This window comes from Sphingomonas sp. SRI_018, from assembly GCF_057586275.1.
In genome coordinates this window covers 200,101-224,378 of record NZ_JBYCZO010000003.1, presented here as the reverse complement: position 1 = coordinate 224,378, position 24,278 = coordinate 200,101, and the positions used below count along the sequence as shown (strand labels likewise).

Here is a 24,278-nt window from a genome sequence, read left to right as displayed (position 1 = left end):
GATCCCGGCGCGGCAGGCAAAGATGGCGTCGGGCGGATGCGAAAAGGCCGCCGCTTCCTTGCGGAAACGGCGGCCCTTTCATGCCGGTTCGGCGGACGATCAGAACTCGAAGTGGATCGAGCCCGTGAAGGTGCGCGGCGCCCCGAAGGTGAAGCGCGGGCCGCCCGCGGCGTCGGTCGTCGTGCTGATGTTGCCGAAATAACGCTCCTTCAGCAGGTTGCTCGCGTTGAACTGCAGGAAGGTGCGCTCGAGGCCGGCGAAGCCGAGGCCGATGCGGGCGTCGGCATCGACGACCGTGTAGCCGGCGGTGACCAGGTCGTTGACGTCGGTGACGTAACGGTCGCCGGTGTGCTTGGCCTGGACGCCGATCGAGACCGGGTCGAGGTCGAGCTGGGCGCGGCCGCCATACTGCCACTTCGGCGTCTCGACCACGAACTTGCCCTTGGTCGCCGCCAGGACCGCGCCGGTCAACGGGTTGACTGCGTCTTCCTTAAGCTCGGAGTCGATGTACGAGACCATGCCGTACAGCGACAGCTGGCGGAACGGACGCACCGCGATCGAGGCGTCGACGCCCTTGGTCTCGGTGCGGCCGACGTTGCGGTCGATGTTGATCGTGCCGCCGCCCTCGAGCTCCACTAGCGACGAGATGATGCGGTTGTTGTACTTGATGTACCAGGCCGCGACCTGTGCCTGGATCAGACGCGAAGTGTAGCGCAGGCCGAGGTCGAACGAGTCGGTCTTCTCCGGCTTCACCTCGTCGGTCGGCGCGCTCGTCTTGTCGTCGAACGCATAGAGATTGTCGGTGCGCGGCGCCGAGAAGCCCTTGGCGTAGCTGCCGAACACGCTGACTTCGTGGGTCAGGTCATAGGTGAAGCCGACGTTCGGAAGGACCGCGTTATAGGTTTTGATGCGACCCGTGTACGGCGCGCCGAGTGTGACCGTACGGGTCGGCGTGTCGAGCGCCACGTCCAGCGCCTGGACCTGTGCCGCCGTCTGCGACGTGCAGTAGGCGTCGTTCGAGCTGCCGGCGATCGTCCAGCAGTAGTTGTTCAGGTTGCGGCGGAAGAAGGGCACGCGAACACCCAGCGCGACCTTCAGGCTGTCGTCGAGGAACGACCCGCGATACTCGCCCGACACCTGGTGCAGGATGGCGTAGGACAGGCGGTTGCGCTTCTGGACCGGATTGCCGGCGGCGTCGACCACCGTGTACTCGCCCGTGCCGTCAACGTTGAAGTTGTAATAGGGCACGCCGTTGATCTGGAGGAGCGTCGCCTCGCCGGTCTGGCGATGGCGGGCGCGGTCCCACGAATAGCCGAGGCGGATCGTGTTGTGCTCGTCGAGCTCGTAGCGAAGACCGACGATTGCGGTCAGACGCTGGGTACGCGTGTTCGACGGGAAGTAGACGCGCACCTTGTCCAGCGTGTCTCCGTCGCGGTTGACGTCGACGCCCGACGCGATGCCCGCGCCGAGGCGATTATACTGATTGTTGTAGGCGCCGCTGGGGGTCGACGTGGTGAAGTCGGTCTCCGAGAGCAGCGCGGAGCCGCCGCCGTTCGCCTTCGTGTACTGGTAGGCCGCGTCGATGGTCAGGATCAGCTTGTCGCTCAGCGTGTAGCGCGAGTTCAGGCGGACGTTGCCGGTGTTCGACGGGTTCATTGCCGTCGCGTAGATGTTGTTGCACGAATTCTGGTCGTTCTGCGCAGTGCCGTTGCCGACCGGAGCCGCCGCCGAGTTGAGCGTGCAGGCATAGTCGTACAGCCAACCCGTGTTGGTGCTGTCGAACACCGAGTCATACTGGGAATTGCTGAGATCGATCTTGATAGGATCGCTGGACGTCGGGAAAGTCGGAGGATTGAGGGGCGGAATGACGCCATTACCCAGCTGCGTGCGCAGGTTGCTGAGGTTCGGGTTCGAATAGAAGTTGTTGCGGTTCTCGTTATAGTGGCCGGCGATCGAGATGAAATCGCCGTTCGAACCCAGCGGCTGGTAGATCTTGCCGTTGTACTGGTCCTTCTTGATCCGGCCCGGGCCGCGGAACTGATCGTAGCGCGTGGTCGATGCCGAGAACCAGGCCTTGGTGCCGAACGAGGTCAGCGTGCCGGTGTGGAGCAGCACGAAGGCGCGGGTGAAATCATCGCTGCCGCGGCTGAACACCGCCGTGCCGCTGAGCTCATCCTTCGGAAGGATCGAGCGATAGTTGATCGTGCCGCCTGACGCGCTGGCGGTCGGCGCGTCGACGTCCGTCGAGCCGAAGTTGACGTTGACCTGCTCGATCAGCTCAGGATCGAGCTGCTGGTTCGAATAGATGGCGTAATTGCCCGAATCGTTGAGCGGGATGCCGTCGAAGGTCAGCGAGACGCGATTGCCGTCGAAGCCGCGGATACGGATCTGGCCGCCCGACGAACCATAGGCGTCGGAGTTGGTGAAGCTGACGCCCGGGACGAGGTTGACGGTGTCGAGGATCGACTGGCCGGGCTGACGGCGCTCGATCAGCTCCTGGGTGATGACGGCCTTCGCCTTGGGCTGCTTCGGGAGCTCGAATCCGTTGATCGCGGTGTCCTGCCGCGAGCCCGTGACGACGATGTCGCCTTCCGCTTCAGCCGAACCCGTCGACTGGGCATAGGCAATGCCCGGGAGCGTGAACGCGACAAGCGCCACGCCGGCAAACAGCTTCATCCGCATGAAAATTTCCCCTTGGAGCCAGTGTGCTCGAACACGGCGACCCCCGCCGTTGCGGCGCCCCCTGCGCCTCATTTGTGACGCCTAAATGACTGGCCGCGAGTCGTGCAATGTCAAGCCGAACGTAATTTTGTTGCGTTGCAAAATGGCATCACCCGGCCGCGGCGACGATCGCCGCCCAGCCGGCCTCGTCGACCACGCGGATGCCTAGCTCGGCAGCCTTCTTGAGCTTCGAGCCGGCGCCGGGACCGGCCACCACCAGATCGGTTTTCGCCGACACCGATCCCGACACGCGCGCGCCCAGCGCCTCCGCCTGGGCCTTGGCCTCGTCGCGGCTCAGCGTCTCGAGGGTGCCGGTGAAGACCACGGTCTTGCCGGCGACCTCCGACTCGCGCACGTCGAGGACGAACGGGGGCGGGCTCACCTCGCCGAGCAGGTCGTCCCACACCGCGCGATTGTGCGGCTCATGGAAGAAGTCGGCGAGGGCGTGGCCGACGGCGGCGCCGACGTTCTCGACGCCGATATGCTCGGCGATCGCCTTGTCGCGGCGCGCGTGGAACTTCTGCTCCGTCTCGCCCAGCGCCGGGGCCATGCCGTCCCGGAGCGCGATGATCTCGTCCGCCAGCGCGCGGATTTCGGGGAAGGTCGGGTAGCGCTTGAGCAGGTCGCGCGCGGTGATGCTGCCGATGTGGCGGATGCCGAGGCCGAACAGCAGCCGCACCGGATCGGGGCTGCGCTTCGCCTCGATCGCGGCGAGCAGATTGTCGACCGACTTGTCCTTCCAGCCCTCGCGGCCGAGCAATTCGTCGCGATGCGCGGCGAGGCGGTAGATGTCGGCCGGCTCGGCGATCCAGCCGAGGTCGAGGAATTCCTGCAGGCTCTTCTCGCCCAGCCCCTCGATGTCGAGCGCGCCGCGGCTGACGAAATGGCGCAGCCGCTCCAGCCGCTGCGCCGGGCAGATCAGCCCGCCGGTGCAGCGGATGTCGACCTCGCCTTCCTCGCGCACCGCGTCGGACCGGCATTGCGGGCAGTGGGTGGGGAAGGTCCACGGCTCGCGCGGTTCGTCGCGAGTGAGGTTCTCGACGATTTGCGGGATGACGTCGCCGGCGCGCTGGAGCACGACGCGGTCGCCGGGGCGGACGCCGAGGCGGGCGATCTCGTCGGCGTTGTGCAGCGTCGCGTTGGTGACGACGACGCCGCCGACCGTCACCGGCTTCAGGCGCGCGACGGGCGTGAGCTTGCCGGTGCGGCCGACCTGGATGTCGATCCGTTCCAGCGTGGTCTCGGCGCGCTGGGCGGGGAATTTGTGCGCCAGCCCCCAGCGCGGGGCGCGGCCGACGCTGCCGAGCCGGGTCTGCCAGTCGAGCCGGTCGACCTTGTAGACCACGCCGTCGATATCGAAGGGAAAGTCGGCGCGCTCGTGCTCGATCGCACGGTAGACGGCGAGCGCCTCCTCGACGGTGTCGCAGCGTTTGAATGCCGCGGCGACGGGGAAGCCCCAGCCCCGGATCGCGGCGACCATGCCGGCCTGGGTATCGGCCGGGAGTGCGCTCGCCTCACCCCAGCCCCAGGCGAGGAAGCACAAGGGGCGGGAGGCGGTGACCGCCGCGTCCTTCTGGCGGAGCGAGCCGGCGGCGGCGTTGCGCGGGTTGGCGAACTGGCGAGCCTTCTCGGGATCGCCGGCCTCGGTGGCCTCGGCGAGCAGGCGGGCGTTGAGCGCGGCGAAATCGTCCTTTGCCATATAGACCTCGCCGCGTACCTCGAACACGTCGGGGGCGCCGGCGGGGAGCTCGCGGGGGATGTCCCCGATCGTCAGCGCATTGGGAGTCACGTCCTCGCCGATGGTGCCGTCGCCACGGGTGAGCGCACGGACGAGGCGGCGGTTCTCATAGCGCAGCGAGCAGGACAGGCCGTCGATCTTGGGCTCGGCGGTGAGGGCGATGGGCGTGTCCTCGGCCAGGCTGAGGAAGCGGCGGATGCGGGCGAGGAACTCGAAGACGTCGGCGTCGTCGAAGGCATTGTCGAGGCTGAACATCGGCCGCGCGTGCGGCACCTTGGCGAGATTCCCGGCGGGCGCGGCGCCGACCTGCTTCGACGGCGAATCGGCACGGACAAGCGCGGGGAAGGCCGCCTCGATCGCGGCGTTGCGGCGGACGAGCGCGTCGAATTCGCCGTCGCTGATCTCGGGCGCGTCGTCGGTGTGGTAGAGGCGGTTGTGGTGGGCGATCTCGGTGGCAAGCCGCTCGAGCTCGGCGGCGGCCTCGGCCTCGGTGGTGGGGAGCGCGTCCATGCGTTTCTCGCTACGGCAAGATGCGGCGGAGTTGAACCCGGGCCGGGGTGAGAAGGCTTTTTTGGTTCGCGCGGAGACGCGGAGACGCGGAGGTGTCTTGCTTGCGGCACCCGTCTCGCGTCGGCGAGACCTTTCAACCTGTGGCGAGCACCAACCATGAAGGCCGCTGGCGCGGCTGAGCGTGCGGCAGGCGACGTTCCTCCGCGTCTCCGCGTCTCCGCGCGAACCTCTTCTTCCTTTTTCTTCTTCGCGCCTTCGCGCCTTCGCGTGAACTATTCTACTTCTGCGAGCGCCGCCTCATAGGCAGCCTGCAACCGTGCCCCCACGCTCTCATGTCCCGGCGGCAGCGGCGTGCCGAGATGGACGTGGCGCAGCTCTGCCATGAAATCCTCCCAGAGCGGCGGGCCGCCTTCCTCCAGCAGCTGCGCGCGGACCGACAGCTCGCGGGTGACCGGCGTGTGGCGGCGGCCCCAGGCGCCCATCATCACCAGCACGGGGACGAGCTGGATCGCCTTCTCCGTGAGACTCAACGTGCTGCGCTGGCTGTGGGTGGGATCGGGCGCGCGGGTGATGAAGCCCCAGGCATCCAGCTTCTTGAGCCGGTCGGCGAGGATGTTGGAGGCGATCCGCTCCTCGGAATGGGTAAGCAGGTCGCGGAAGTGGCGGCGGTTTCCGAACATGATGTCGCGGATGACGATCAGGCTCCAGCGGTCGCCGAGCGCCTCCAGCGTCAGGTTAATCGGGCAGCCGGATCGGATCGTTTCGCTCATTCCGGGAATATGGAGAAACCGCTTGCATTATACAAGCGGTCAGATTATCGACTCGATACCGGTTGCAATACGCAAGCGGTTAATGTGAGGAGGTCGAGATGGGCAAGCTGGTGGTGTCGGTGTTCACGAGCCTGGACGGATACATAGAGCCCGAGAGCGGCTTCGAAGGGCCGGCCTGGTCCGACGACGTCGAGCGGCACTGGTCGCTCCATGCGCTCTCGCGGGCGAAGCACCTCGTCTACGGGCGCACCAATTTCGAATTCATGCGTGATTTCTGGAGCCAGGCGGAGACCGATCCGACCAGCGTCGCCGCAAGCATCAGCTATGCGGGGACGATGAACGCGCTGCCGAAGACGGTGTTCTCGCGCACCCTCACTGGCGATCCGGGCTGGAACGCCGCGCTGGCCCAGGACGGGATCGCGCCGACGATCGCGCGGCTCAAGGCCGAGGTCGACGGCGACATCTTCGCCTTCGGCGGCAAGGGGCTGATCGGTGCGCTGATCGAGGCCGACGTGGTCGACGAGATCATGATGATGATCGTGCCGGTGCTGTGGGGCGCCGGACGCCGGTTGTTCGAGGGCGAGCACGCGCGGCAGGAGCTGGCGCTGATCGAAAACCGTACGCTCGATACCGGATCGGTGATCCTGCGCTATGCCCGCACACGATAGGAGGGGACGATGACCGAACCGGCGATCAGGCTCTACGCACACCCTTTGTCTTCCTACTGCCACAAGGCGCTCACCGCCTTCTACGAGAAGGGCGTGCCGTTCGAGTTCGTGATGCTCGACGGCAGCGAGCCGGCGGCGAGCGCGTTCGCGGCGCTGTGGCCGATCGGGCGCTTCCCGATCATCACCGTCGGCGAGCGGATGATCGCGGAGGCGACCGTCATCATCGAATATCTCGACGTCCATCATCCGCAGCCGGCGCGACTGATCCCGGAGGATCCCGATGCGGCGATCGAGGTCAGGATGCTTGACCGCTTCTTCGACAACTACGTGATGACACCGCAGGGCAAGGTTGTGTTCGATTTCCTGCGCGACGGCGAGCACGACGAGCGCGGCGTGCGCGAGGCGCGGGCGATGCTCGACACTTCCTACGCATGGCTCGACGGCTGGCTGGCAGGGCGGGAATGGGCCGCGGCCGGGCAGTTCAGCCTCGCCGACTGCGCGGCGGCGCCGGCGCTGCTCTACGCCGACTGGACCCATCCGATTCCGGAGCGGTTCGCCAATCTGCGCGCCTATCGCGCGCGGCTGCTCGCGCGGCCGAGCTATGCCCGGGTGCTCGACGAGGCGCGACCCTATCGGCACATGTTCCCGCTCGGCGCGCCGGAGGGGCGGGACTGAGCTTGATTTTGGTTCACGCAGAGACGCGGAGGACGCAGAGGTGCCTCGCCTGTAGTCCCCGTCTCGCGTCAGCGAGACCTTTCAACCTGCGGTAAGCCACAAGCATGAAGGCCGCTGGCGCGGCTGAGCGCGCGGCGGGCGACGTAATCTCTGCGTCCTCTGCGTCTCTGCGTGAACCAATTCTTCTTCTCTTCGCGCCTTCGCGCCTTCGCGTGAACAAAACTCGACCCGCCTCCGGTGGAAAGCCGGCTCCAAATGCGGCAGGATCGCGCGCCAAGGCCTTGGGAGCGCGGCACGATGGGGACCGACCAGCTCTACCTGCACATCCGGGTGGTGATGAGCATCATCCTGGGGCTCGGCATCACCACGCTGTTGAAGGGCGTCGCGGCGATCATCGTGCATCCTAAGCGATACCGGTGGTCGTGGATCCACATGAGCTGGGTGGTGTGGACGCTCGTTTCGATCGTCACCTTCTGGTGGTGGGAGTTCCGCCTGGCCGAGGTCGCGCGCTGGACGTTCGGGTCCTATCTGTTCGTGATCGCCTATTGCTCGTGCTTCTTCATGCTTTCGGCGCTGCTGTTCCCGGAGGACGTGCAGGAATACGGCAGCTACGAGGGTTATCTGCTCGAGCGGCGGGCCTGGTTCTTCGGGCTGATCGCGCTGATGACGCTGATGGACCTCGCCGACACCTCGCTGAAGGGCGCGTCGCGCTGGCATGCGCTGGGGTGGCTGTATCCGATGCACATCGCGGTGATGCTGGCGGTGGCCGGGCTCGGCGCGTGGCTGAAGGACAAGCAGGCGCAGCTCGTACTGGCGCTGGCGGCGCTCGGCTATCAGCTGGTCTATTACGGGATCGAGTATTTCACGCTGGCGACCGAGTGAGAGACGTTGCGGCATCCGAGCGCGGGCCTTAGTGGCGGCTCCGCCATGACCGTCACCATCAAGCCCGCCGACCTGATCGAGAGCGTCGCCGACGCGCTCCAGTTCATCAGCTACTATCACCCGATGGATTACATCCGCGCGCTGGGCGCGGCCTATGAGGCCGAGCAGTCGCCCGCCGCCAAGGATGCGATCGCCCAAATCCTGACCAACTCGCGGATGTGCGCCGAGGGGCATCGGCCGATCTGCCAGGACACCGGCATCGTCACCGTGTTCGTCAAATGGGGGCAGGACTGCCGGCTGGACGGCGACCAGAGCCTGCAGGAGGTGATCGACGAAGGCGTGCGCCGCGCCTACCTCCACCCGGAGAACAAGCTCAGGGCCTCGATCCTCGCCGATCCGGCCTTCACCCGCCGCAATACGCGCGACAACACGCCGTCGGTGCTCCACGTCGAGATGGTGCCGGGCGCGAAGGTGTCGGTCGACGTCGCGGCCAAGGGCGGGGGCAGCGAGAACAAGTCCAAGTTCAAGATGATGAACCCGTCGGATTCGATCGTCGACTGGGTGCTGGAGACGGTGCCGCAGATGGGCGCCGGCTGGTGCCCGCCGGGGATGCTCGGCATCGGCATCGGCGGGACGGCCGAGAAGGCGATGCTGCTCGCCAAGGAAAGCCTGATGGGCGCGATCGACATGAGCCAGCTCAAGGCGCGCGGGCCCCAGAACGATATCGAGGCGCTCAGGATCGAGCTCTATGACAAGGTCAACGCGCTCGGCATCGGCGCGCAGGGACTGGGCGGGCTGTCAACCATCCTCGACGTCAAGATCCTCGACTGGCCGACCCACGCTGCGTCGAAGCCGGTGGCGATGATCCCCAATTGCGCCGCCACCCGCCATGCGCATTTCGTGCTCGACGGATCGGGGCCGGCCTATCTGGAAGCGCCGAAGCTCGACGAATGGCCCAAGGTCGACTGGGCACCGGACAGCGCGGCCAAGCGGGTCGACCTCGACACGCTGACGCCGGAGGTGGTGAAGGGCTGGAAGCAGGGCGACCGGCTGCTCCTGAGCGGCAAGATGCTGACCGGGCGCGACGCGGCGCATAAGCGGATCAAGGACATGCTCGACCGCGGCGAGGACCTGCCGGTCGAGTTCCGCGGCCGCGTGATCTACTATGTCGGGCCGGTCGATCCGGTGGGCGAGGAAGTGGTCGGCCCGGCCGGCCCGACCACCGCGACGCGCATGGACAAGTTCACCCGCATGATGCTGGAGCAGGGCCTGCTGGCGATGGTCGGCAAGGCCGAGCGCGGACCGGCGGCGGTGGAGGCGATCCGCGACCATCAGTCGGCCTATCTGATGGCGGTGGGCGGCGCCGCCTATCTCGTTGCGCGCGCGATCAAGGGCAGCAAGGTGGTCGGCTTCGAGGACCTCGGCATGGAGGCGATCTACGAGTTCGAGGTGCAGGATTTCCCGGTGACGGTGGCGGTGGATTCGACGGGCGCCAACGTCCACCAGCTCGCGCCGCTGGTATGGCGGGAGAGGATCGCGAAGGAGAAGCTGCTGGAGAAGGCGTGAGCCATGCGCCGCCTGGCCGGGTTTCTCGCGGGCACGGTGCTGTGGCTGGTCGTTGCGGCCTGCCTGGCGATCACGATCGTCCCCCGCTTCCTTGACCACATCTATTATCGTGGACCGGCGACCGGGCATTTCGACGGAGAGCGGTTCTTCAATCCCGATGGCGCGGACGATGTGCGGCCGGGACCGGGATTTGCGCTGCGCTACTTGACCCGCGATGATCGGCCGGCCTGGCCTTCGCGCGTTGCGATCGCCCCTTCGAAACCCGCTCCTCGGGTCGAGGGAAGGTCGATGGTCGCGACCTGGGTCGGCCATGCGACCGTGCTCGTGCAGGCGGAAGGACTCAACATCCTCACCGATCCGGTGTGGAGCGACACGGTCGGGCCGCTGGGCTTCGGGCCGCGGCGGGTGGCGGCGCCCGGCATCCGCTTCGAGGATCTGCCGAGGATCGACCTCGTCCTCGTCAGCCACAACCATTACGACCATCTCGACGTGGCGACGCTCCGGCGGCTGTGGGAACGCGACCGGCCGATCATCGTCACCAGCCTGGGCAACGATGCGGTGATGGGCCTTCCCGCCAAGGCGCTCGACTGGGGCGGGCGCGTGGCGGTGAAGCCCGGCGTCGAAGTGGTGGTGACGCGCAGCCATCATTGGGATTCGCGCCGGTTCGCTGATCGCAACCGGGCATTGTGGTCGAGCTTCGTGGTGCGGCTGCCGGGCGGCAACCTGTTCTTCGCGGGCGATACCGGAGCGGGCGATCTCGGCTGGGCGGACGACGCGGCGCGGCTGGGGCCGGTACGCCTGGCGCTGATCCCGATCGGCGCGTTCCGCTTCGAGGCGGGACAGATGGCCTCGGGAAGCCATATCGGGCCGGTCGATGCGGTGGAGGTGTTTCGACGCCTTGGCGCTGCGAACGCGATCGGCGTGCATTGGGGGACATTCCGCCTGTCCTACGAGGCAAGGGACACGCCGCCGAAGCTGCTCGCCGCCACGATGCGCTGCGCCGGCCTCGAGGGCTTTCATGCCATGCCGATCGGCGCGCCGCGAACGATACCGCCGCTCTCCACGCGCCCATCCGCACCGGCGATATCGCGCGACGCGCTGCTCCGGTGCCTCGATACGCCGGCAGTCCGCGCACTGCGCTGAACCTGTTTGCGCGCCGCCCGGCGCCTGTTAGGAAGCGCGCCGGGGGAAGGGGTGTGCCCGAGGCAGGAAGCAGCGCCTTTTATGTGACGACGATCGACCGGGCGGGTTTGGCACTCGGCGCGGGCGGAGCCTTGTCCGGTCTGGTCGCGGCAGCGCTGGTCGCGGCGGGCGGACGTGCGGGCCTTGGCGCGCTGCTGCTCGGCTGGCTGGTCGGCGCGGTGTTCTCGATGCTGGCGATCGTCGCGGTCGCGGGGCCGGTGTGGGTGGCGCTCCACATCGCCGGCCGCCGCGGCCCATGGACCGCCGCGGCGACAGGCGGCGGAATCGCGCTGGTGCTGTTCAGCGCCGGCCAGACCTGGGGGTTCGGGATGTTCGGCGCCCCAGCGAACGACGCGGCGACCTTCACCTACCGGATCGTGAGCGCGGTCGCGACCAGCCTGATCGTCGCGCTCGCCGCCGCTGCGATCGGCTGGGTGATGCAGCGGATCGCCTACCGGCGGATTCTCTAGCGCCGTTCGCCCGGCGAAACAGTCGCGGCGCCGGCCGATGGGACCGGCGCCGCTCGAACTGCGGAAAGGTGATGTCCGCTTCAGCCTGCTTTGGGGGCGGCGGTGCATTCGCCGGTGCGCTTGGCCTCCATGGTCATGGTCATTTCCATGTTGCCCATCGGATTGCCGCCGCCGCCCTGGCCGGTGGAGGTGACCGCGATCTTGTAGGAATCGGGGCTGTAGTTGCCCTTCATCGTCATCTTGCGCTGGACGCCGGCGACCGTGCAGGTCTGGACCGCATCGATGTTGCCGCCCGACATGGTGAAGTGGTCGTACTTGCACTGGCCGCTCTGGTCGCCGCCGAAGAAATTGCCCTTGGGCTGCTTGGCGTCCTCGGCGGTGAGGCAGGTGGTGAAGCTCTGCGCCTTGCTCATCGACGCCTTGACCTGTTCGGCCGCCGCGGCGGGCATTCCCGGCACCTTCACGTCGCTGATCGCGACCGTGCCCTGCCACTGCCCCGGCGACATCATCGCGCCGCCGCCGGCCGCATCGACCTTGGCCGCGACTTCCTCGGCAGTGGCGTTGGTCGCGGAGACCGACGGCCCCTGATTGCACGCGGCGAGCGGAAGCACCGCGAGAATGATGGCACGCTTCATTGGCATACTCCCTGTTCAGGCTTGGATGCCCCCTCCCGGTTCAGGAGCTTAGCGAGGATGTATGACAACTCAAGGGAGATCAGGTGCGGATATTTGTTCTTGATTTGTTCTTAATGTTCTGCTACCGAATCGATCTTGACGGGGGAGGCGGAACGGATGCGCGGCGGCGCCACTGGCGAGCGGACCAGAATTCCTGCAGCAAGTTTCGAGACATATCTGCGTACCGGCCGGCGAACCTGGCGGGTCGAGAGAAAATATAACCATTGGCACGATCCTGAGGACGGGCGGTTCACCTTCGCCGGAGGGGGCATCTACGTCGGCGAGGGAAACGGGGCGTCTCTGACGGATGACCAGCCGGGTGCGGGTGATCGAGCGGCCGCTTCGTCGCGGTCGAGCACAAGGGCAGCGCCTCAGGTATGGGCTGCTTTAAATCCGCGCGATCCCCTTAACCCGCGCAATCACTCGATCCATGTGGTGCGGCGTGGGGAGACGCTGACGAGTATCGCCGCGAAGCGGAAAGGGGTCACCGTTGCGGATCTGGCTTGGCTGAATGGCATCCGTGCCGATCGGCCGCTGCGCGTCGGTCAGCTGATCAAGCTACCGCATCAGGCGTTTCTGGACGCCGGCCGGGAGGCCAAAAACAAGACCCTAGCGCTGTTCTATTACGCGGACACGCACGGCAGGCGGTTGCCGCCCGATCCCGCCCGTCCGCCGACGCTGGCAAGCCAATTGCTCGATACGAATTGGCGAGCAGTAAGGAAGAACGGCTATGATTTCCAGATCGACCCGATCGTGCGGACACGGCGGATTAGAGGAGAATTGTCACTTGACGCTCGGGGGCAACGATCGCGGTACAATCAGGCGCAAGCTGGCGGTCAGGATCGCCGCCGGGGCGACGATGGCGGTCATTACATCGCTGTTCGCTTCAATGGCCCTAGCGACAAGTTCAACCACTTTGCCCAGGATAGGAATTTCAACCGCGGCGGCTATCGCGCTCTTGAAAACGACTGGGCAAGGGAACTGCAGAACAAGCACCGCGTCTTCGTCGACATCGTGCCTCATTATACAGACTTCTCGACGCGGCCGGATCGAATCCGCATCACCTGGTACGTCGACGGTAAGAGGCGGTTTCAGGAATTCCCGAACGAGGCGGAACGGCGATCCAATGGCAAAAGATAAATATGAGATCCTCGGGCCGATGTTCGCGGACATAGGCGCTGAACTGGCTGAGATCGTTGGTGGGAATCCCAACGGGACATTCCTCTACGTCGAAATAGGCGAGGGATGGGTCCGGCCAAGCGTGTATAAGGACGAAGGTAGCGTCGTACGCGATTTCGAAATTGGCGAATCGCGTCTTTGCGATCTTATCTTCGATGCCTGGTATGCCGAGGATACTGACAAGCGCTGGGCTGTAATGGAATATGAGATTGAAGGCGGCAAGTTCGACGTACGCTTCAAATTTCCTGACGAAGTCGATGTGCTGCGCGATATTCATGACCGCCGCGAGGCGATGTTGAAGGCGCGCTATGGCGACAAGCCGGTGATTTATCCGCCGATCCCGGATGATTTCTTCGAGCTGAAGGAGTGAGCGGCCGGCGCGTGCGGTCCTACTGATCTGTCGATTGCCGCCGAACATCGTCGCCCTATATCGTCCCCATGGCCATCCAGATCCGCACCACCCTCGACGAGCCCGAGACCGGGCAGAGCTTCGTGCCGCACCGGCCCGAGCGGCCGCCCAAGGCGGAGGGCGGGAAACGGTTCGAGCTCGTCTCCGACTATTCGCCCTCGGGCGATCAGCCGCAGGCGATCCGCGAGCTGGTCGAGGCGGCTGAGGCGGGGGAGCGCGACCAGGTGCTGCTCGGCGTCACCGGCTCGGGCAAGACCTTCACCATGGCCAAGGTGATCGAGGCGCTGCAGCGTCCGGCGCTGGTGCTGGCGCCCAACAAGATCCTAGCGGCGCAGCTCTACGGCGAGTTCAAGAGCTTCTTCCCGAACAACGCGGTCGAATATTTCGTCAGCTACTACGACTATTACCAGCCCGAGGCCTATGTGCCGCGGTCGGACACCTACATCGAGAAGGAAAGCTCGGTGAATGAGGCGATCGATCGGATGCGGCATTCGGCGACGCGCGCGCTGTTGGAGCGCGACGACGTGATCATCGTCGCGTCGGTCAGCTGCCTCTACGGCATCGGATCGGTCGAGACCTATTCGGCGATGATCTTCGACCTCAAGAAGGGCCAGACCGTCGATCAGCGCGAGATCATCCGCAAGCTGGTCGCGCTCCAGTACAAGCGTAACGATGCGGCGTTCGCGCGCGGCAATTTCCGCGTGCGCGGCGACAGCCTGGAGATCTTCCCGTCGCACTATGAAGACACCGCCTGGCGGGTGAGCTTCTTCGGCGACGACATCGAGGAGATCGTCGAGTTCGATCCGCTGACGGGGAAGAAGGTCGCGAGCCTCGATTACGTCCGGGTCTATGCGAACAGCCACTATGTGACGCCGGGGCCGACGCTCAAGCAGGCGATGGAGGGCATCCGTCACGAGCTCGCCGAGCGGTTGAAGGAGCTGGAGGCGGAGGGCAAGCTGCTCGAGCTGCAGCGGCTGGAGCAGCGCACCAATTTCGACCTGGAGATGATCGCCGCGACGGGCTCCTGCGCGGGGATCGAGAATTACAGCCGCTTCCTCACCGGCCGCCTGCCCGGCGAGCCGCCGCCGACGTTGTTCGAATATCTGCCCGAGAACGCGCTGCTGTTCGTCGACGAGAGCCACCAGACGATCGGCCAGATCAACGGCATGTCGCGCGGCGATCATCGCCGCAAGATCACGCTGGCCGAATATGGTTTCCGCCTGCCGAGCGCGATCGACAACCGGCCGCTCCGCTTCAACGAATGGGACGCGATGCGCCCGCAGACCACCTATGTCTCGGCGACGCCGGGCGACTGGGAGATGGAGCGGACCGGCGGCGTGTTCGCCGAACAGGTGATCCGCCCGACCGGCCTGATCGATCCGCCGGTCGAGATCCGGCCGGTCGAGGAGCAGGTGCAGGACCTGATCCAGGAGTGCCGCAAGACCGCCGAACTCGGCTATCGCACGCTGGTGACGACGCTCACCAAGCGCATGGCCGAGGACCTGACCGAATATATGCACGAGGCCGGGCTCAAGGTCCGCTACATGCATTCGGACACCGAGACGCTGGAGCGGATCGAACTGATCCGCGACCTCCGCATGGGGGTGTACGACGTGCTGGTCGGCATCAACCTGCTGCGCGAGGGGCTCGACATCCCGGAATGCGGGCTGGTCGCGATCCTCGATGCCGACAAGGAGGGGTTCCTGCGCTCGGAGACCTCGCTCATCCAGACGATCGGCCGCGCAGCGCGCAACGTCGACGGACGCGTGATCCTCTACGCCGATCGCGTCACCGGCAGTATGGAGCGCGCGCTGAACGAGACCAACCGGCGCCGGGAGAAGCAGATGGCGTACAATGCCGAGCACGGCATCACGCCGGAGACGGTGCGCAAGTCGATCGGCGACATCATTGCGCATGTCGCGTCGAAGGATCAGGTGACGGTCGAGATCGACGCCGACCGGCCGCACATGGTCGGCCACAACCTGCGCGCGTACATCGAGGAGCTCGAGAAGAAGATGCGCGATGCCGCCGCGAACCTCGAGTTCGAGACGGCGGCGCGGTTGCGCGACGAGATCCGGCAGCTCGAGAACGAGGAACTGGGCCTGCCCGCGGGCGAGCACAAAGCGCCGGTGATGGGGCGCTCGACCGAAGGCAAGCCGGGGACGCGCAAGACGCGCTACGGGAAGGTGCAGCGGAAGTTCGGCGGGCGGCGGCACTGACCTCCTTCCGCGGCGTTCTGGGCATCAACCTCTTCGGAACGTGCGGTGACCGTCAGTCGAGGCTGGGAGACCGTAGATGGCCAGATTTGGCGGCAGGCGCATCCTGATCACCGGCGGCACCAGCGGGATCGGCCTGGCAGGCGCGCGCCGGCTGGCCGAGGAAGGCGCCGAGCTGATCGTGACCGGCCGCAACCCGGATCGGCTGGAGCAATGCCGCAAGCTGCTGCCGGAGAGCGTGCAACTCGTTCGTGACGACGCCGCCGATCCAGACACCGGCCGCCGGCTTCTAGAAGCGGTGCAGCGCGGCGCACGGCTCGACGGACTGTGGCTCAACGCCGGCTATGCCGATGTCTCGTCGGTCGAGGATGTCGACGCCGGCTTCTTCGACCGGATGATGAACGCCAACGTGCGCGGGCCGGTGCTCCAGCTCGCGGCGCTGAGCGGTGTGCTGAATGACGGGGCGTCGGTGGTCGTCACCTCCTCGACCTCGACCTACGAAGGCGCGGCGATGGCGAGCGTCTATGCCGCCACCAAGGGCGCGCTGATCTCGCTCAGCCGCTGCTGGGCGTCGGCGCTCGCGCCGCGCGGCGTGCGGGTGAACGCGCTGGTGCCCGGTCCGATCGATACGGCCTTCCGCGATTTCATGCCCGGGGACGTGCGCAAGAGCTTCGAGACGGACGTGACCGGCCGCACCGCGCTCGGGCGGGTGGGTTCGGCCGAAGAGGCGGCCGCGGTCGCATTGTTCCTGCTCTCGGACGAGGCCAGCTATGTCACCGGCGCGCAATATGCCGTCGACGGCGGGCTGACGATGGTCTGATGCACGCCGGTCCCGACGGCGGTTGAGGCGGACGGCGGCTTCGCCCATAAGGTGCGGCAATGCGTACTCGTCCGCTCCTCGCCGCGCTGATGCTCGGCACCCTCGCCGGCTGCATTCCGTCCACCACGCCGCCGCCCGCGCCGCCTCCGCCGCGGCCGGCGCCGGTGGCGACGCCCGCGCCGCCGCCTCCGCCGGTCTCGAGCGACTGGCGCGACTGGCCGCTGACGCCGGGGGACTGGCGCTATGCCGGCGGGGTGGCGACCTTCGGACCGGCCGGCGCGCCGGTGTTCACCATTGCCTGCGGGAGCGATCGCCGCGTCACGCTGACCCGCGCGGTGCCCGACGGGGCGACGATGGCGATCCGCACCACCAGCCGGTCGCAGACGCTGGCCACCGCCAACGGCGGCGGCAGCGCCGTGCTGCCGGCGCGCGATCCGCTGCTCGACGCGATCGGGTTCAGCCGCGGGCGCTTCATCGTCCAGGGCGTGGCCGCCCAGCCGCTGGTGATCCCGGCCTGGCCCGAGATTCTGCGCGTGATTGAGGACTGCCGAAGCTGATCGCGGCGCCCGTGCGTTGATGCGCGCGAGGAGAAAGCCGATGATCCGCAAGCTGAAATCCGGCGAATACCGCCTCTATTCGCGCAAGGTCGATCCCCGGACGCACAAGCGCCGCAACCTCGGCACCTTCTCGACGCGCGAGGCGGCGGAGAAGCACGAGCGCGAGGTGCAGTATTTCAAGAGGCATTGAGCCATGGCCGCGAAGAGGAAATGGTCGCACGAGGTGACCGAGCATTCCGATGCGCTCGACCTCGACCGCGACGTGTTTACGCTGCATGATCCCCGAAAGATCGCGCAATCGCTGAAGCGCTCGGCCGAACACAGCAGGCGGCGCAAGAGCGAGCCGTTCCGGTCGGCGATGTCGATGCTGACCTTCTACATCAACCGCGCCGGCAAGGGGCTCGATGCCAAGCGGAAGCGGATTCTGGAGGACGCGAAAGACGAGCTTCGCAGCGTGTTCGGCCGCGAACGGCAGACGTGAGAGAATCGTCGCAAACGCGATGCATTACAAGACTTGAATGCGCGACTCGCGTGATTCACATAGGGAGCGTGCCTGGCAAGGCACATCGTCTTAACAAGCGAAAGGAGGTGATCCGATGTCTCATGGTTCAGCAATGGGGTCGGTTCAGTTCGTTCGGGAGACGCGCCGCTGATATCGGATGAGCGGACGGAAGCCCTCCGTCCGTAGCGCGAGCGGGAGGTATCCTCCTCCAATCAACGCTCGACAATCCGATGAAAGCGGCCCGCATGGTCTCCCGGGCTGGAGCTTCCGGCCGCTGACCATGTCGGAGGTCGTCGGGTGGCAGGGATGCCACCCGGCGGCCTCTTTCATTTTCATCGCCTGCTTCCGGTTGCGCGGCATCAGCGATCGGTGTCGACCGGAGGTGTGGCATCCTGATCGCTCACCTCGCCGCGCCGACGTTCGCCCGGCGATTTGGCTGGCTTGTGGCCGAAGTCGAATGCAGCGCCCTCGGTCTGATCGCCGGGACGGTCGGTGCCGCCGCGGCCTTCATTGTCCCGCAGCGTCGGGTCGCGGGTGTTGGTGCTGGCCTTTCCCTGGCCGCTGTTCTCGCGCATGGCTCTCTCCTGTCGTCGGACGGGCAATCAACGAAACAGGCGGGGCGAGGCTCCGCGGCAGGGGACCTTCATGGCGGACCGCATTCTCGTCTTCTACGGCTCCTATCGGCGCGACCGCATGGGTATCCGGCTCGCGCATTATCTGGTGGGCAGGTTCCGCGAGCGCGGCGCCGACGTCGAATTGATCGACGCGCGCGATGTCGGACTGCCGATGCTCGACCGCATGTACAAGGAATATGCGCCCGGCGAGGCACCGCCGGCGATGGCGGCGCTGGCGGAGAAGATCGTCGCGGCCGATGCCTTCGTGTTCGTGGCCGGCGAATATAATTGGGGGATGCAGCCGGGGCTCAAGAACCTGACCGACCATTTCCTGGAGGAATGGTTCTGGCGGCCGGCGGCGATCGCGAGCTATTCGGCCGGGCGGATCGGCGGGGCGCGCAGCAATGCGATCTGGCACGGCTCGCTCAGCGAAATGGGGATGGTGGTGATCTCCAGCACGATCACGGTCGGCCAGGTCGGCCGGACGCTCGATGCCGAGGGTTCGCCGGTCGGCGACGGTGGTGCGGCGCTCGACCGCCAGTTCCCTCGCTTCGCCGACGACCTCGCCTGGTGGACCGAGGCGGCGCGGGAGCAGCGGGAGCGGAAGCCGCCGCCCTATTGATTCACCGCCTTGTGGTGAAGGCCAGGCGCATTCCCATCCGAAGAGAAGGCAGCTTTCTCTCAGGGAAAGCCGATGCGAAACGGCCCAATTCTGATGCCCCTCCTGCGACGCCGATCGTTCTTGTCACCTTTTCCACCTGAGCGGTCGGAATCGTGGTGCGCATCCGCAGGCGTGTTCACCTCGCCTTCCGGTCCCTTGGGTTCCCTATTCGGCGCGGGTTCTCGCCGATTGCCTTCCGGTCCACCGCGTACCTCTCGACCGGACGGACCTTCCTTGCCGCCTGCCCGGCCGCCATCGTTCATCCCCGCTGGCCCGTTCGGACCTCCTGCATGGTCGGGTGTATTGTGCTCGCCCAGTCCCCCTTCAGGCATGATCTCCCCCCTTCGCTGATCGGGGCGACGTTTATGCCACGTTACGTTGCGTGACTGAAGCAATTGGAGGTCGGCGATCGCCGCAATTCCGTTGCAGGTGACATCTCGTCTGCCTGCTCGATTCAGTCATCTGCCGCCAGTCCCTTCAGCCGATACAGCACCTCCAGCGCCTCACGCGGGCTGAGCGCGTCGACATCGAGTGCGCCCAGCTCAGCCCGGAGCGCATCGACCGCCTCCTCCTCCGCTTCGGCGGCTGCGGCGAACAGGGGCAGGTCGTCGAGTCCCGCGGCGAGGCCGCCGGTCTTCTCGCGGCCGGCTTCGAGCTTGTCGAGCACCGCCTTGGCGCGCTTGATCGTCGCGGGCGGCAAGCCGGCGAGGCGGGCGACGGCGAGGCCGTAGCTGCGGTCGGCGGGGCCCTCCGCCACCTCGTGGAGCAGGACGAGGTCGCCCTTCCACTCGCGCGCGCGGACATTGTGGAGGGTGAGCGCGTCGCAGCGCTCGGCGAGGCGCGTCAGCTCGTGGTAATGCGTCGCGAACAGGCAGCGGCAGCGGTTGTCCTCGTGGATCGCCTCGACCACCGCCCAGGCGATCGCGAGGCCGTCGTAGGTCGAGGTGCCGCGGCCGACCTCGTCGAGGATGACGAAGCTGCGCGCTGTCGCCTGTGCCAGGATCGCGGCGGTCTCGACCATCTCGACCATGAAGGTCGAGCGGCCGCGCGCGAGATTGTCCGACGCGCCGACGCGGCTGAACAGGCGATCGACGAGCCCCAGCGTCGCGCGTGTCGCGGGCACGTAGCTGCCGGCCTGCGCCAGTACCGCGATCAGCGCGTTCTGGCGCAGGAAGGTCGACTTGCCGCCCATGTTGGGGCCGGTGACCAGCCACAGACGGTTGCTCTCCGACAACATGCAGTCGTTGGCGACGAAGCGGCCGCCCGCTTTCGCCACTGCCGCCTCGACCACGGGATGGCGGCCGCCCTCGACCTCGAAACAGGCATGGTCGACGAGCGTGGGCAGCGCCCAGCCGCCCTCGGCGGCGCGCTCGGCAAGGCCGGCGGCGACGTCGAGGCGGGCGAGCGCGTCGGCGGTGCGGGCGATCGGCTCGCGATTGGCGAGCGCCTGTTGGGTCAGCTCCTCGAGATGCGCGGCCTCGGCGGCGAGAGCGTGCGCGCCGGCATGGGCGACCTTGATCGCTACCTCATGCAGCTCGGGCGCGTTGAAGCGGACCACGCCGGCGAGCGTCTGGCGGTGGGTGAAGCCGCTGTCGGGCCGCATCAGCGGATCGGCGGCCTTGGCCGGCACCTCGATATGATAGCCGAGCACGCCGTTGTGGCGGATCTTGAGCGAAGCGATGCCGGTCTGATCGCGATACTGCGCCTCCAGCGCGGCGATCGCGCGGCGGCCGCCGGCGCCGGCATCGCGCAGGTCGTCGAGCGCGGCGTCATAGCCCTCGGCGATATAGCCGCCGTTCGCGGCATCGATCGGTGGTGACGGGACGAGCGCGCGGGTGAGGAGGTCGATGAGCGCGCCATGACCCTGGAGCTGAGGTGCGAGCTCGACCAGCAGCGCCGGCTCATGGAACTGGTCGAGCATCTCGCCGAGACGCCACGCGCCATCGAGGCCGTCGCGCAGCTGTCCCAGGTCGCGTGGGCTACCGCGCCCGGCGGCGAGACGGCCGAGCGCGCGGCCGATGTCGGGGAGGGCCCGGAGTGCGGCGCGGATGCGCTCGCGCAGGGCCGCGTCGTCGTGGAAGCGCTGGACGAGGGCAAGGCGGGCCTCGATCGCCGCCTTGTCCATCAGCGGCGCGGACAGGTCCTGCCCGAGCAGGCGCGCGCCGGCGCCGGTGACGGTGCGGTCGACCGCGTCGAGCAGCGATCCGGCGCGGGTGCCGGCGGCGCTGATCGTCAGCTCCAGGCTCTCGCGGGTGGCCGCGTCGATCGCCATCGCCGCCTCGGAACGGACGATGCGCGGCGGACGGAGGAAGGGGAGGGCGCCGCGCGCGGTATGCTCGAGATAGGCGACCAGGCCCCCCGCCGCAGCCAGCGCCGCGCGCGACATCGCGCCATAGCCGTCGAGCGTCGCGACGCCGAACAGGGCCTTGAGCCGTTCCTCGCCGCGCGCACTGTCGAAATCGCCGCGAGGGCGGAACACGGTCGCGTCGGCGAAGCCACCGTCGGCCGCGACTACCTCGGCCGGGCTCAGCCGGGCGAGCTCGGCGCCGAGGCTGCCGGCGTTCGTCTCGATCACCTCGAACCGGCCGGTCGATACGTCCGCGGCAGCGATGGCGATCGCGCCGCCAGCCTCGCCTACCGCCGCGCACCAGTTGGCGGTGCGCGAATCGAGCAGCGCTTCCTCGGTCAGCGTGCCCGCCGTCACCACGCGGATGATCGAGCGGCCGACCAGCGCCTTGGAGCCACGCGCCTTGCGGGCCTCTTCCGGCGTCTCGGTCTGGTTGGCGATGGCGACGCGGTGGCCGGCCTTGATAAGACGGGCGAGATAGCCCTCCATCGCATGGGCGGGCACGCCGCACATCGGGATCGGCGCGCCGCCATGCTCGCCGCGCGCGGTGAGGGCGATATCGAGCACGGCGCTGGCGATCTTGGCATCCTCGAAGAACAGCTCGAAGAAGTCGCCCATCCGGTAGAACAGCAGGCAATCCTCAGCCTCGGCTTTGAGCGCGAGATATTGGGCCATCATCGGAGTGGGAGCGGCATCGGCCATGCGCGCCGAGGTAGCCGAGCGCTCGCGCGGACGGCAAGGGGATCGAACGGGCGCTATGCGGTTCCCTTCTCCGAAACGGCTGACTAAAGACCGGCGCGAGAGCCGGGAGAGATAGATGTCCGACGAACGAGCAGAAGCGAACGTGCAGTTTTCGGAGCGCGAGGCGCTGCTGTTTCACTCGGAAGGTCGCCCGGGCAAGATCGAGATCGTCGCGTCCAAGCCGCTGACGACGCAGCGCGACCTGGCGCTGGCCTATTCGCCGGGCGTCGCGGTGCCGGTGCAGGCGATCGCCGATGATCCCGCCACGGCCTACGACTATACCGCCAAGGGCAACCTGGTCGCCGTGATCTCCAACGGCACCGCGATCCTGGGGATGGGCAATCTCGGCGCACTCGCCTCCAAGCCGGTGATGGAAGGCAAGGCGGTGCTGTTCAAGCGCTTCGCCGACGTCGATTCGATCGACCTCGAACTGAAGACCGAGGACGTCGACCGCTTCATCGACGCGGTCGAGCTCTTGGAGCCGAGCTTCGGCGGCATCAACCTCGAGGACATCAAGGCGCCCGAGTGCTTCATCATCGAGCAGACGCTGCGCGAGCGCATGAACATCCCGGTGTTCCACGACGACCAGCACGGCACCGCGATCATCACCGCCGCCGGCCTGATCAACGCCGCGCTGCTCACCGGGCGCAAGATGGACGAGATCAAGGTGGTGGTGAACGGCGCGGGCGCGGCCGCGATCGCCTGCACCGAGCTGATCAAGGCGATGGGCGTGCGCCACGACCACGTCATCATGTGCGACCGCAAGGGCGTGATCTACCAGGGCCGCGACGACGTGAACCAGTGGCAGTCGGCCCATGCCGCCGTCACCGAGCGCCGCACGCTGACCGAGGCGCTGGAGGGCGCGGACGTGTTCCTCGGCCTCTCCGCCGCGGGGGCGCTGAAGCCCGAGATGGTCAAGCACATGGCCGAGGCGCCGATCATCTTCGCCATGGCCAACCCCGAGCCCGAGATCCGGCCGGAGGCGGCCAAGGCGGTTCGCCCTGACGCGATCGTCGCGACGGGGCGGTCGGACTACCCCAACCAGGTCAACAACGTCATCGGCTTCCCCTTCATCTTCCGTGGTGCGCTCGACGTGCGCGCGACGGGCATCAACGACGCGATGAAGATCGCCGCGGCCAAGGCGATCGCCGAGCTGGCGCGCGAGCGGGTGCCGGAGGAGGTCGCCGCGGCTTATGGCGTACGCCATGTGTTCGGGCCCGAATATATCATCCCGGCGCCGTTCGACCCGCGCCTGATGGAGAATGTCCCCTCCGCCGTCGCGCAGGCGGCGATGGATTCGGGCGTCGCGACCAAGCCGATTCTCGACATGGCCGCCTATCGCCAGGCACTGCGTGCGCGGCTCAACCCGACGACGTCGGTGCTCACGCTCGCCTATGAAGGCGCGCGGGCGCATCCCAAGCGTGTGCTGTTCGCCGAAGGCGAGGAGGAAGTGGTGCTGCGCGCGGCGATCGCCTTCCGCGAGGGCGGCTACGGCACGCCGGTGCTGGTCGGGCGCGAGGACGTCCACGATCGGTTGCGTGCGCTGGGGGTGAGCGATCCCGAAAGCTACGAGGTCCACAACAGCCGCACCTCGACGCTGGTGCCGACGATGGTCGACTTCCTCTACAAGCGGCTGCAGCGACGCGGATATCTGCGCCGCGATGCCGAGCGGATGATCAATCAGGACCGCAACATCTTCGGCGCGGTGCTGCTCCAGCTCGGCGAGGCCGATGCGATGATCACCGGCGTCACCCGCACCTATGCCCAGACGATCCGCGAGGTGCGGCGCGTGATCGATCCCGTCGCCGGGCGCACGCCGTTCGGCATTCACCTGATGGTCGGGCAGACCCATACCGTGTTCATGGCCGACACCACGATCAACGAGCGGCCGAACGCTGAGGAACTTGCCGACATCGCCGAGCAGACCGCGCTGGTCGCGCGGCGGATGGGGCACGAGCCGCGTGTCGCGTTCCTCAGCTATTCGACCTTCGGCAATCCCGAGGGCCAGTGGCTCGACAACATCCGCGCCGCCGTGAAGGTGCTCGACGGCCGACAGGTCGGGTTCGAGTATGAGGGCGAGATGGCGCCCGACGTGGCGCTCAACCCGAAGCAGCTCGCCAACTATCCCTTCGCGCGGCTTTCCGGTCCGGCCAATGTGCTGATCATGCCGGGGCTGCAGTCGGCCAACATCTCGGCCAAGCTGCTGCGCGAGCTCGGCGGCGACAGCGTGATCGGGCCGATGCTGATCGGCATGGAGAAGCCGGTCCAGGTCGCGCCGATGACCTCGACCGCGAGCGAGCTGGTGACGCTGGCCGTGCTCGCGGCGGGCGGGATCGCGCGGTAGCCCCAATCCTCCCCGAGCGAGCTCGGGGAGGT

At 67.1% G+C, this 24,278-nt stretch carries 21 protein-coding genes; 15 read left to right on the top strand and 6 right to left on the bottom strand.

Annotated features, from left to right (window positions below; genetic code table 11):
* Positions 1–99: 99 nt before the first annotated feature.
* From AC2YHA_RS16550 to AC2YHA_RS16540, 3 genes are all read right to left on the bottom strand, one after another.
* Positions 100–2,682 carry a TonB-dependent receptor gene (locus AC2YHA_RS16550; RefSeq protein ID WP_487402484.1) on the bottom strand — a complete coding sequence of 861 codons (2,583 nt, stop codon included), beginning with the start codon at positions 2,680–2,682 and terminating at the stop codon, positions 100–102.
* Positions 2,683–2,830: 148 nt separating this feature from the next.
* Entirely contained in the window at positions 2,831–4,969 is a 2,139-nt protein-coding gene (gene ligA, locus AC2YHA_RS16545; RefSeq protein ID WP_487402483.1) for an NAD-dependent DNA ligase LigA, read from the bottom strand.
* Between the two features lie 272 nt (positions 4,970–5,241).
* Positions 5,242–5,739, bottom strand: coding sequence for a winged helix-turn-helix transcriptional regulator (locus tag AC2YHA_RS16540; protein WP_487402482.1), 498 nt, complete (start codon positions 5,737–5,739; stop codon positions 5,242–5,244).
* Positions 5,740–5,837: 98 nt separating this feature from the next.
* Here AC2YHA_RS16540 and AC2YHA_RS16535 point away from each other — a divergent pair, with 98 nt between their 5' ends.
* From AC2YHA_RS16535 to AC2YHA_RS16510, 6 genes are all read left to right on the top strand, one after another.
* On the top strand, positions 5,838–6,407 hold the full coding sequence (locus tag AC2YHA_RS16535; protein WP_487402481.1) for a dihydrofolate reductase family protein: 570 nt from the start codon (positions 5,838–5,840) through the stop codon (positions 6,405–6,407).
* A gap of 9 nt (positions 6,408–6,416) precedes the next feature.
* Complete coding sequence (locus AC2YHA_RS16530; protein WP_487402480.1) at positions 6,417–7,082, top strand: glutathione S-transferase family protein; 666 nt, start codon at positions 6,417–6,419, stop codon at positions 7,080–7,082.
* A gap of 297 nt (positions 7,083–7,379) precedes the next feature.
* Positions 7,380–7,964 (top strand): hypothetical protein, encoded by a 585-nt coding sequence (locus AC2YHA_RS16525; protein ID WP_233784092.1) that lies wholly within the window; start codon positions 7,380–7,382, stop codon positions 7,962–7,964.
* Between the two features lie 45 nt (positions 7,965–8,009).
* Positions 8,010–9,530 (top strand): fumarate hydratase, encoded by a 1,521-nt coding sequence (locus tag AC2YHA_RS16520; protein WP_487402479.1) that lies wholly within the window; start codon positions 8,010–8,012, stop codon positions 9,528–9,530.
* A gap of 3 nt (positions 9,531–9,533) precedes the next feature.
* Complete coding sequence (locus AC2YHA_RS16515; protein WP_487402478.1) at positions 9,534–10,673, top strand: MBL fold metallo-hydrolase; 1,140 nt, start codon at positions 9,534–9,536, stop codon at positions 10,671–10,673.
* 83 nt (positions 10,674–10,756) lie between these two features.
* Positions 10,757–11,182 carry a hypothetical protein gene (locus AC2YHA_RS16510; RefSeq protein ID WP_233784089.1) on the top strand — a complete coding sequence of 142 codons (426 nt, stop codon included), beginning with the start codon at positions 10,757–10,759 and terminating at the stop codon, positions 11,180–11,182.
* 80 nt (positions 11,183–11,262) lie between these two features.
* Here the strand turns inward: AC2YHA_RS16510 and AC2YHA_RS16505 are convergent, their stop codons facing one another.
* The gene (locus AC2YHA_RS16505; protein WP_233784088.1) at positions 11,263–11,817 is read right to left on the bottom strand and encodes a DUF3617 domain-containing protein; all 555 of its coding nucleotides are present in this window, start codon (positions 11,815–11,817) and stop codon (positions 11,263–11,265) included.
* Positions 11,818–11,973: 156 nt separating this feature from the next.
* On the opposite strand from AC2YHA_RS16505, the gene AC2YHA_RS16500 reads away from it, so the two are divergent.
* The 7 genes from AC2YHA_RS16500 to AC2YHA_RS16470 all read left to right on the top strand — a co-directional run bounded on the left by AC2YHA_RS16500 (position 11,974) and on the right by AC2YHA_RS16470 (position 17,518).
* On the top strand, positions 11,974–12,996 hold the full coding sequence (locus AC2YHA_RS16500; RefSeq protein ID WP_487402477.1) for a DNA/RNA non-specific endonuclease: 1,023 nt from the start codon (positions 11,974–11,976) through the stop codon (positions 12,994–12,996).
* Positions 12,983–13,405 carry a hypothetical protein gene (locus tag AC2YHA_RS16495; protein ID WP_487402476.1) on the top strand — a complete coding sequence of 141 codons (423 nt, stop codon included), beginning with the start codon at positions 12,983–12,985 and terminating at the stop codon, positions 13,403–13,405. Before AC2YHA_RS16500 ends, AC2YHA_RS16495 begins: the two co-directional genes overlap by 14 nt.
* Positions 13,406–13,473: 68 nt before the next feature.
* Positions 13,474–15,663 (top strand): excinuclease ABC subunit UvrB, encoded by a 2,190-nt coding sequence (gene uvrB, locus AC2YHA_RS16490; protein ID WP_487402475.1) that lies wholly within the window; start codon positions 13,474–13,476, stop codon positions 15,661–15,663.
* Between the two features lie 76 nt (positions 15,664–15,739).
* Positions 15,740–16,480: an SDR family oxidoreductase gene (locus tag AC2YHA_RS16485; protein ID WP_487402474.1), complete on the top strand. Its 741-nt coding sequence runs from the start codon at positions 15,740–15,742 to the stop codon at positions 16,478–16,480.
* Positions 16,481–16,539: 59 nt separating this feature from the next.
* Entirely contained in the window at positions 16,540–17,037 is a 498-nt protein-coding gene (locus tag AC2YHA_RS16480) for a hypothetical protein (protein WP_233784083.1), read from the top strand.
* Between the two features lie 40 nt (positions 17,038–17,077).
* On the top strand, positions 17,078–17,227 hold the full coding sequence (locus AC2YHA_RS16475) for a hypothetical protein (protein ID WP_436811449.1): 150 nt from the start codon (positions 17,078–17,080) through the stop codon (positions 17,225–17,227).
* A 3-nt stretch (positions 17,228–17,230) separates the two neighbouring features.
* Positions 17,231–17,518 carry a DUF3175 domain-containing protein gene (locus AC2YHA_RS16470; RefSeq protein WP_487402473.1) on the top strand — a complete coding sequence of 96 codons (288 nt, stop codon included), beginning with the start codon at positions 17,231–17,233 and terminating at the stop codon, positions 17,516–17,518.
* Positions 17,519–17,898: 380 nt separating this feature from the next.
* On the opposite strand, the gene AC2YHA_RS16465 is transcribed toward AC2YHA_RS16470, so the two are convergent.
* Complete coding sequence (locus AC2YHA_RS16465; RefSeq protein WP_487402472.1) at positions 17,899–18,114, bottom strand: hypothetical protein; 216 nt, start codon at positions 18,112–18,114, stop codon at positions 17,899–17,901.
* Between the two features lie 70 nt (positions 18,115–18,184).
* Between AC2YHA_RS16465 and AC2YHA_RS16460 the strand changes: the two genes are divergently transcribed.
* Positions 18,185–18,775: an NADPH-dependent FMN reductase gene (locus AC2YHA_RS16460; protein ID WP_487402471.1), complete on the top strand. Its 591-nt coding sequence runs from the start codon at positions 18,185–18,187 to the stop codon at positions 18,773–18,775.
* A 493-nt stretch (positions 18,776–19,268) separates the two neighbouring features.
* Here the strand turns inward: AC2YHA_RS16460 and mutS are convergent, their stop codons facing one another.
* Positions 19,269–21,839: a DNA mismatch repair protein MutS gene (mutS, locus tag AC2YHA_RS16455; RefSeq protein WP_487402536.1), complete on the bottom strand. Its 2,571-nt coding sequence runs from the start codon at positions 21,837–21,839 to the stop codon at positions 19,269–19,271.
* A 139-nt stretch (positions 21,840–21,978) separates the two neighbouring features.
* On the opposite strand from mutS, the gene AC2YHA_RS16450 reads away from it, so the two are divergent.
* On the top strand, positions 21,979–24,246 hold the full coding sequence (locus AC2YHA_RS16450; protein WP_487402470.1) for an NADP-dependent malic enzyme: 2,268 nt from the start codon (positions 21,979–21,981) through the stop codon (positions 24,244–24,246).
* Positions 24,247–24,278: the final 32 nt, after the last annotated feature.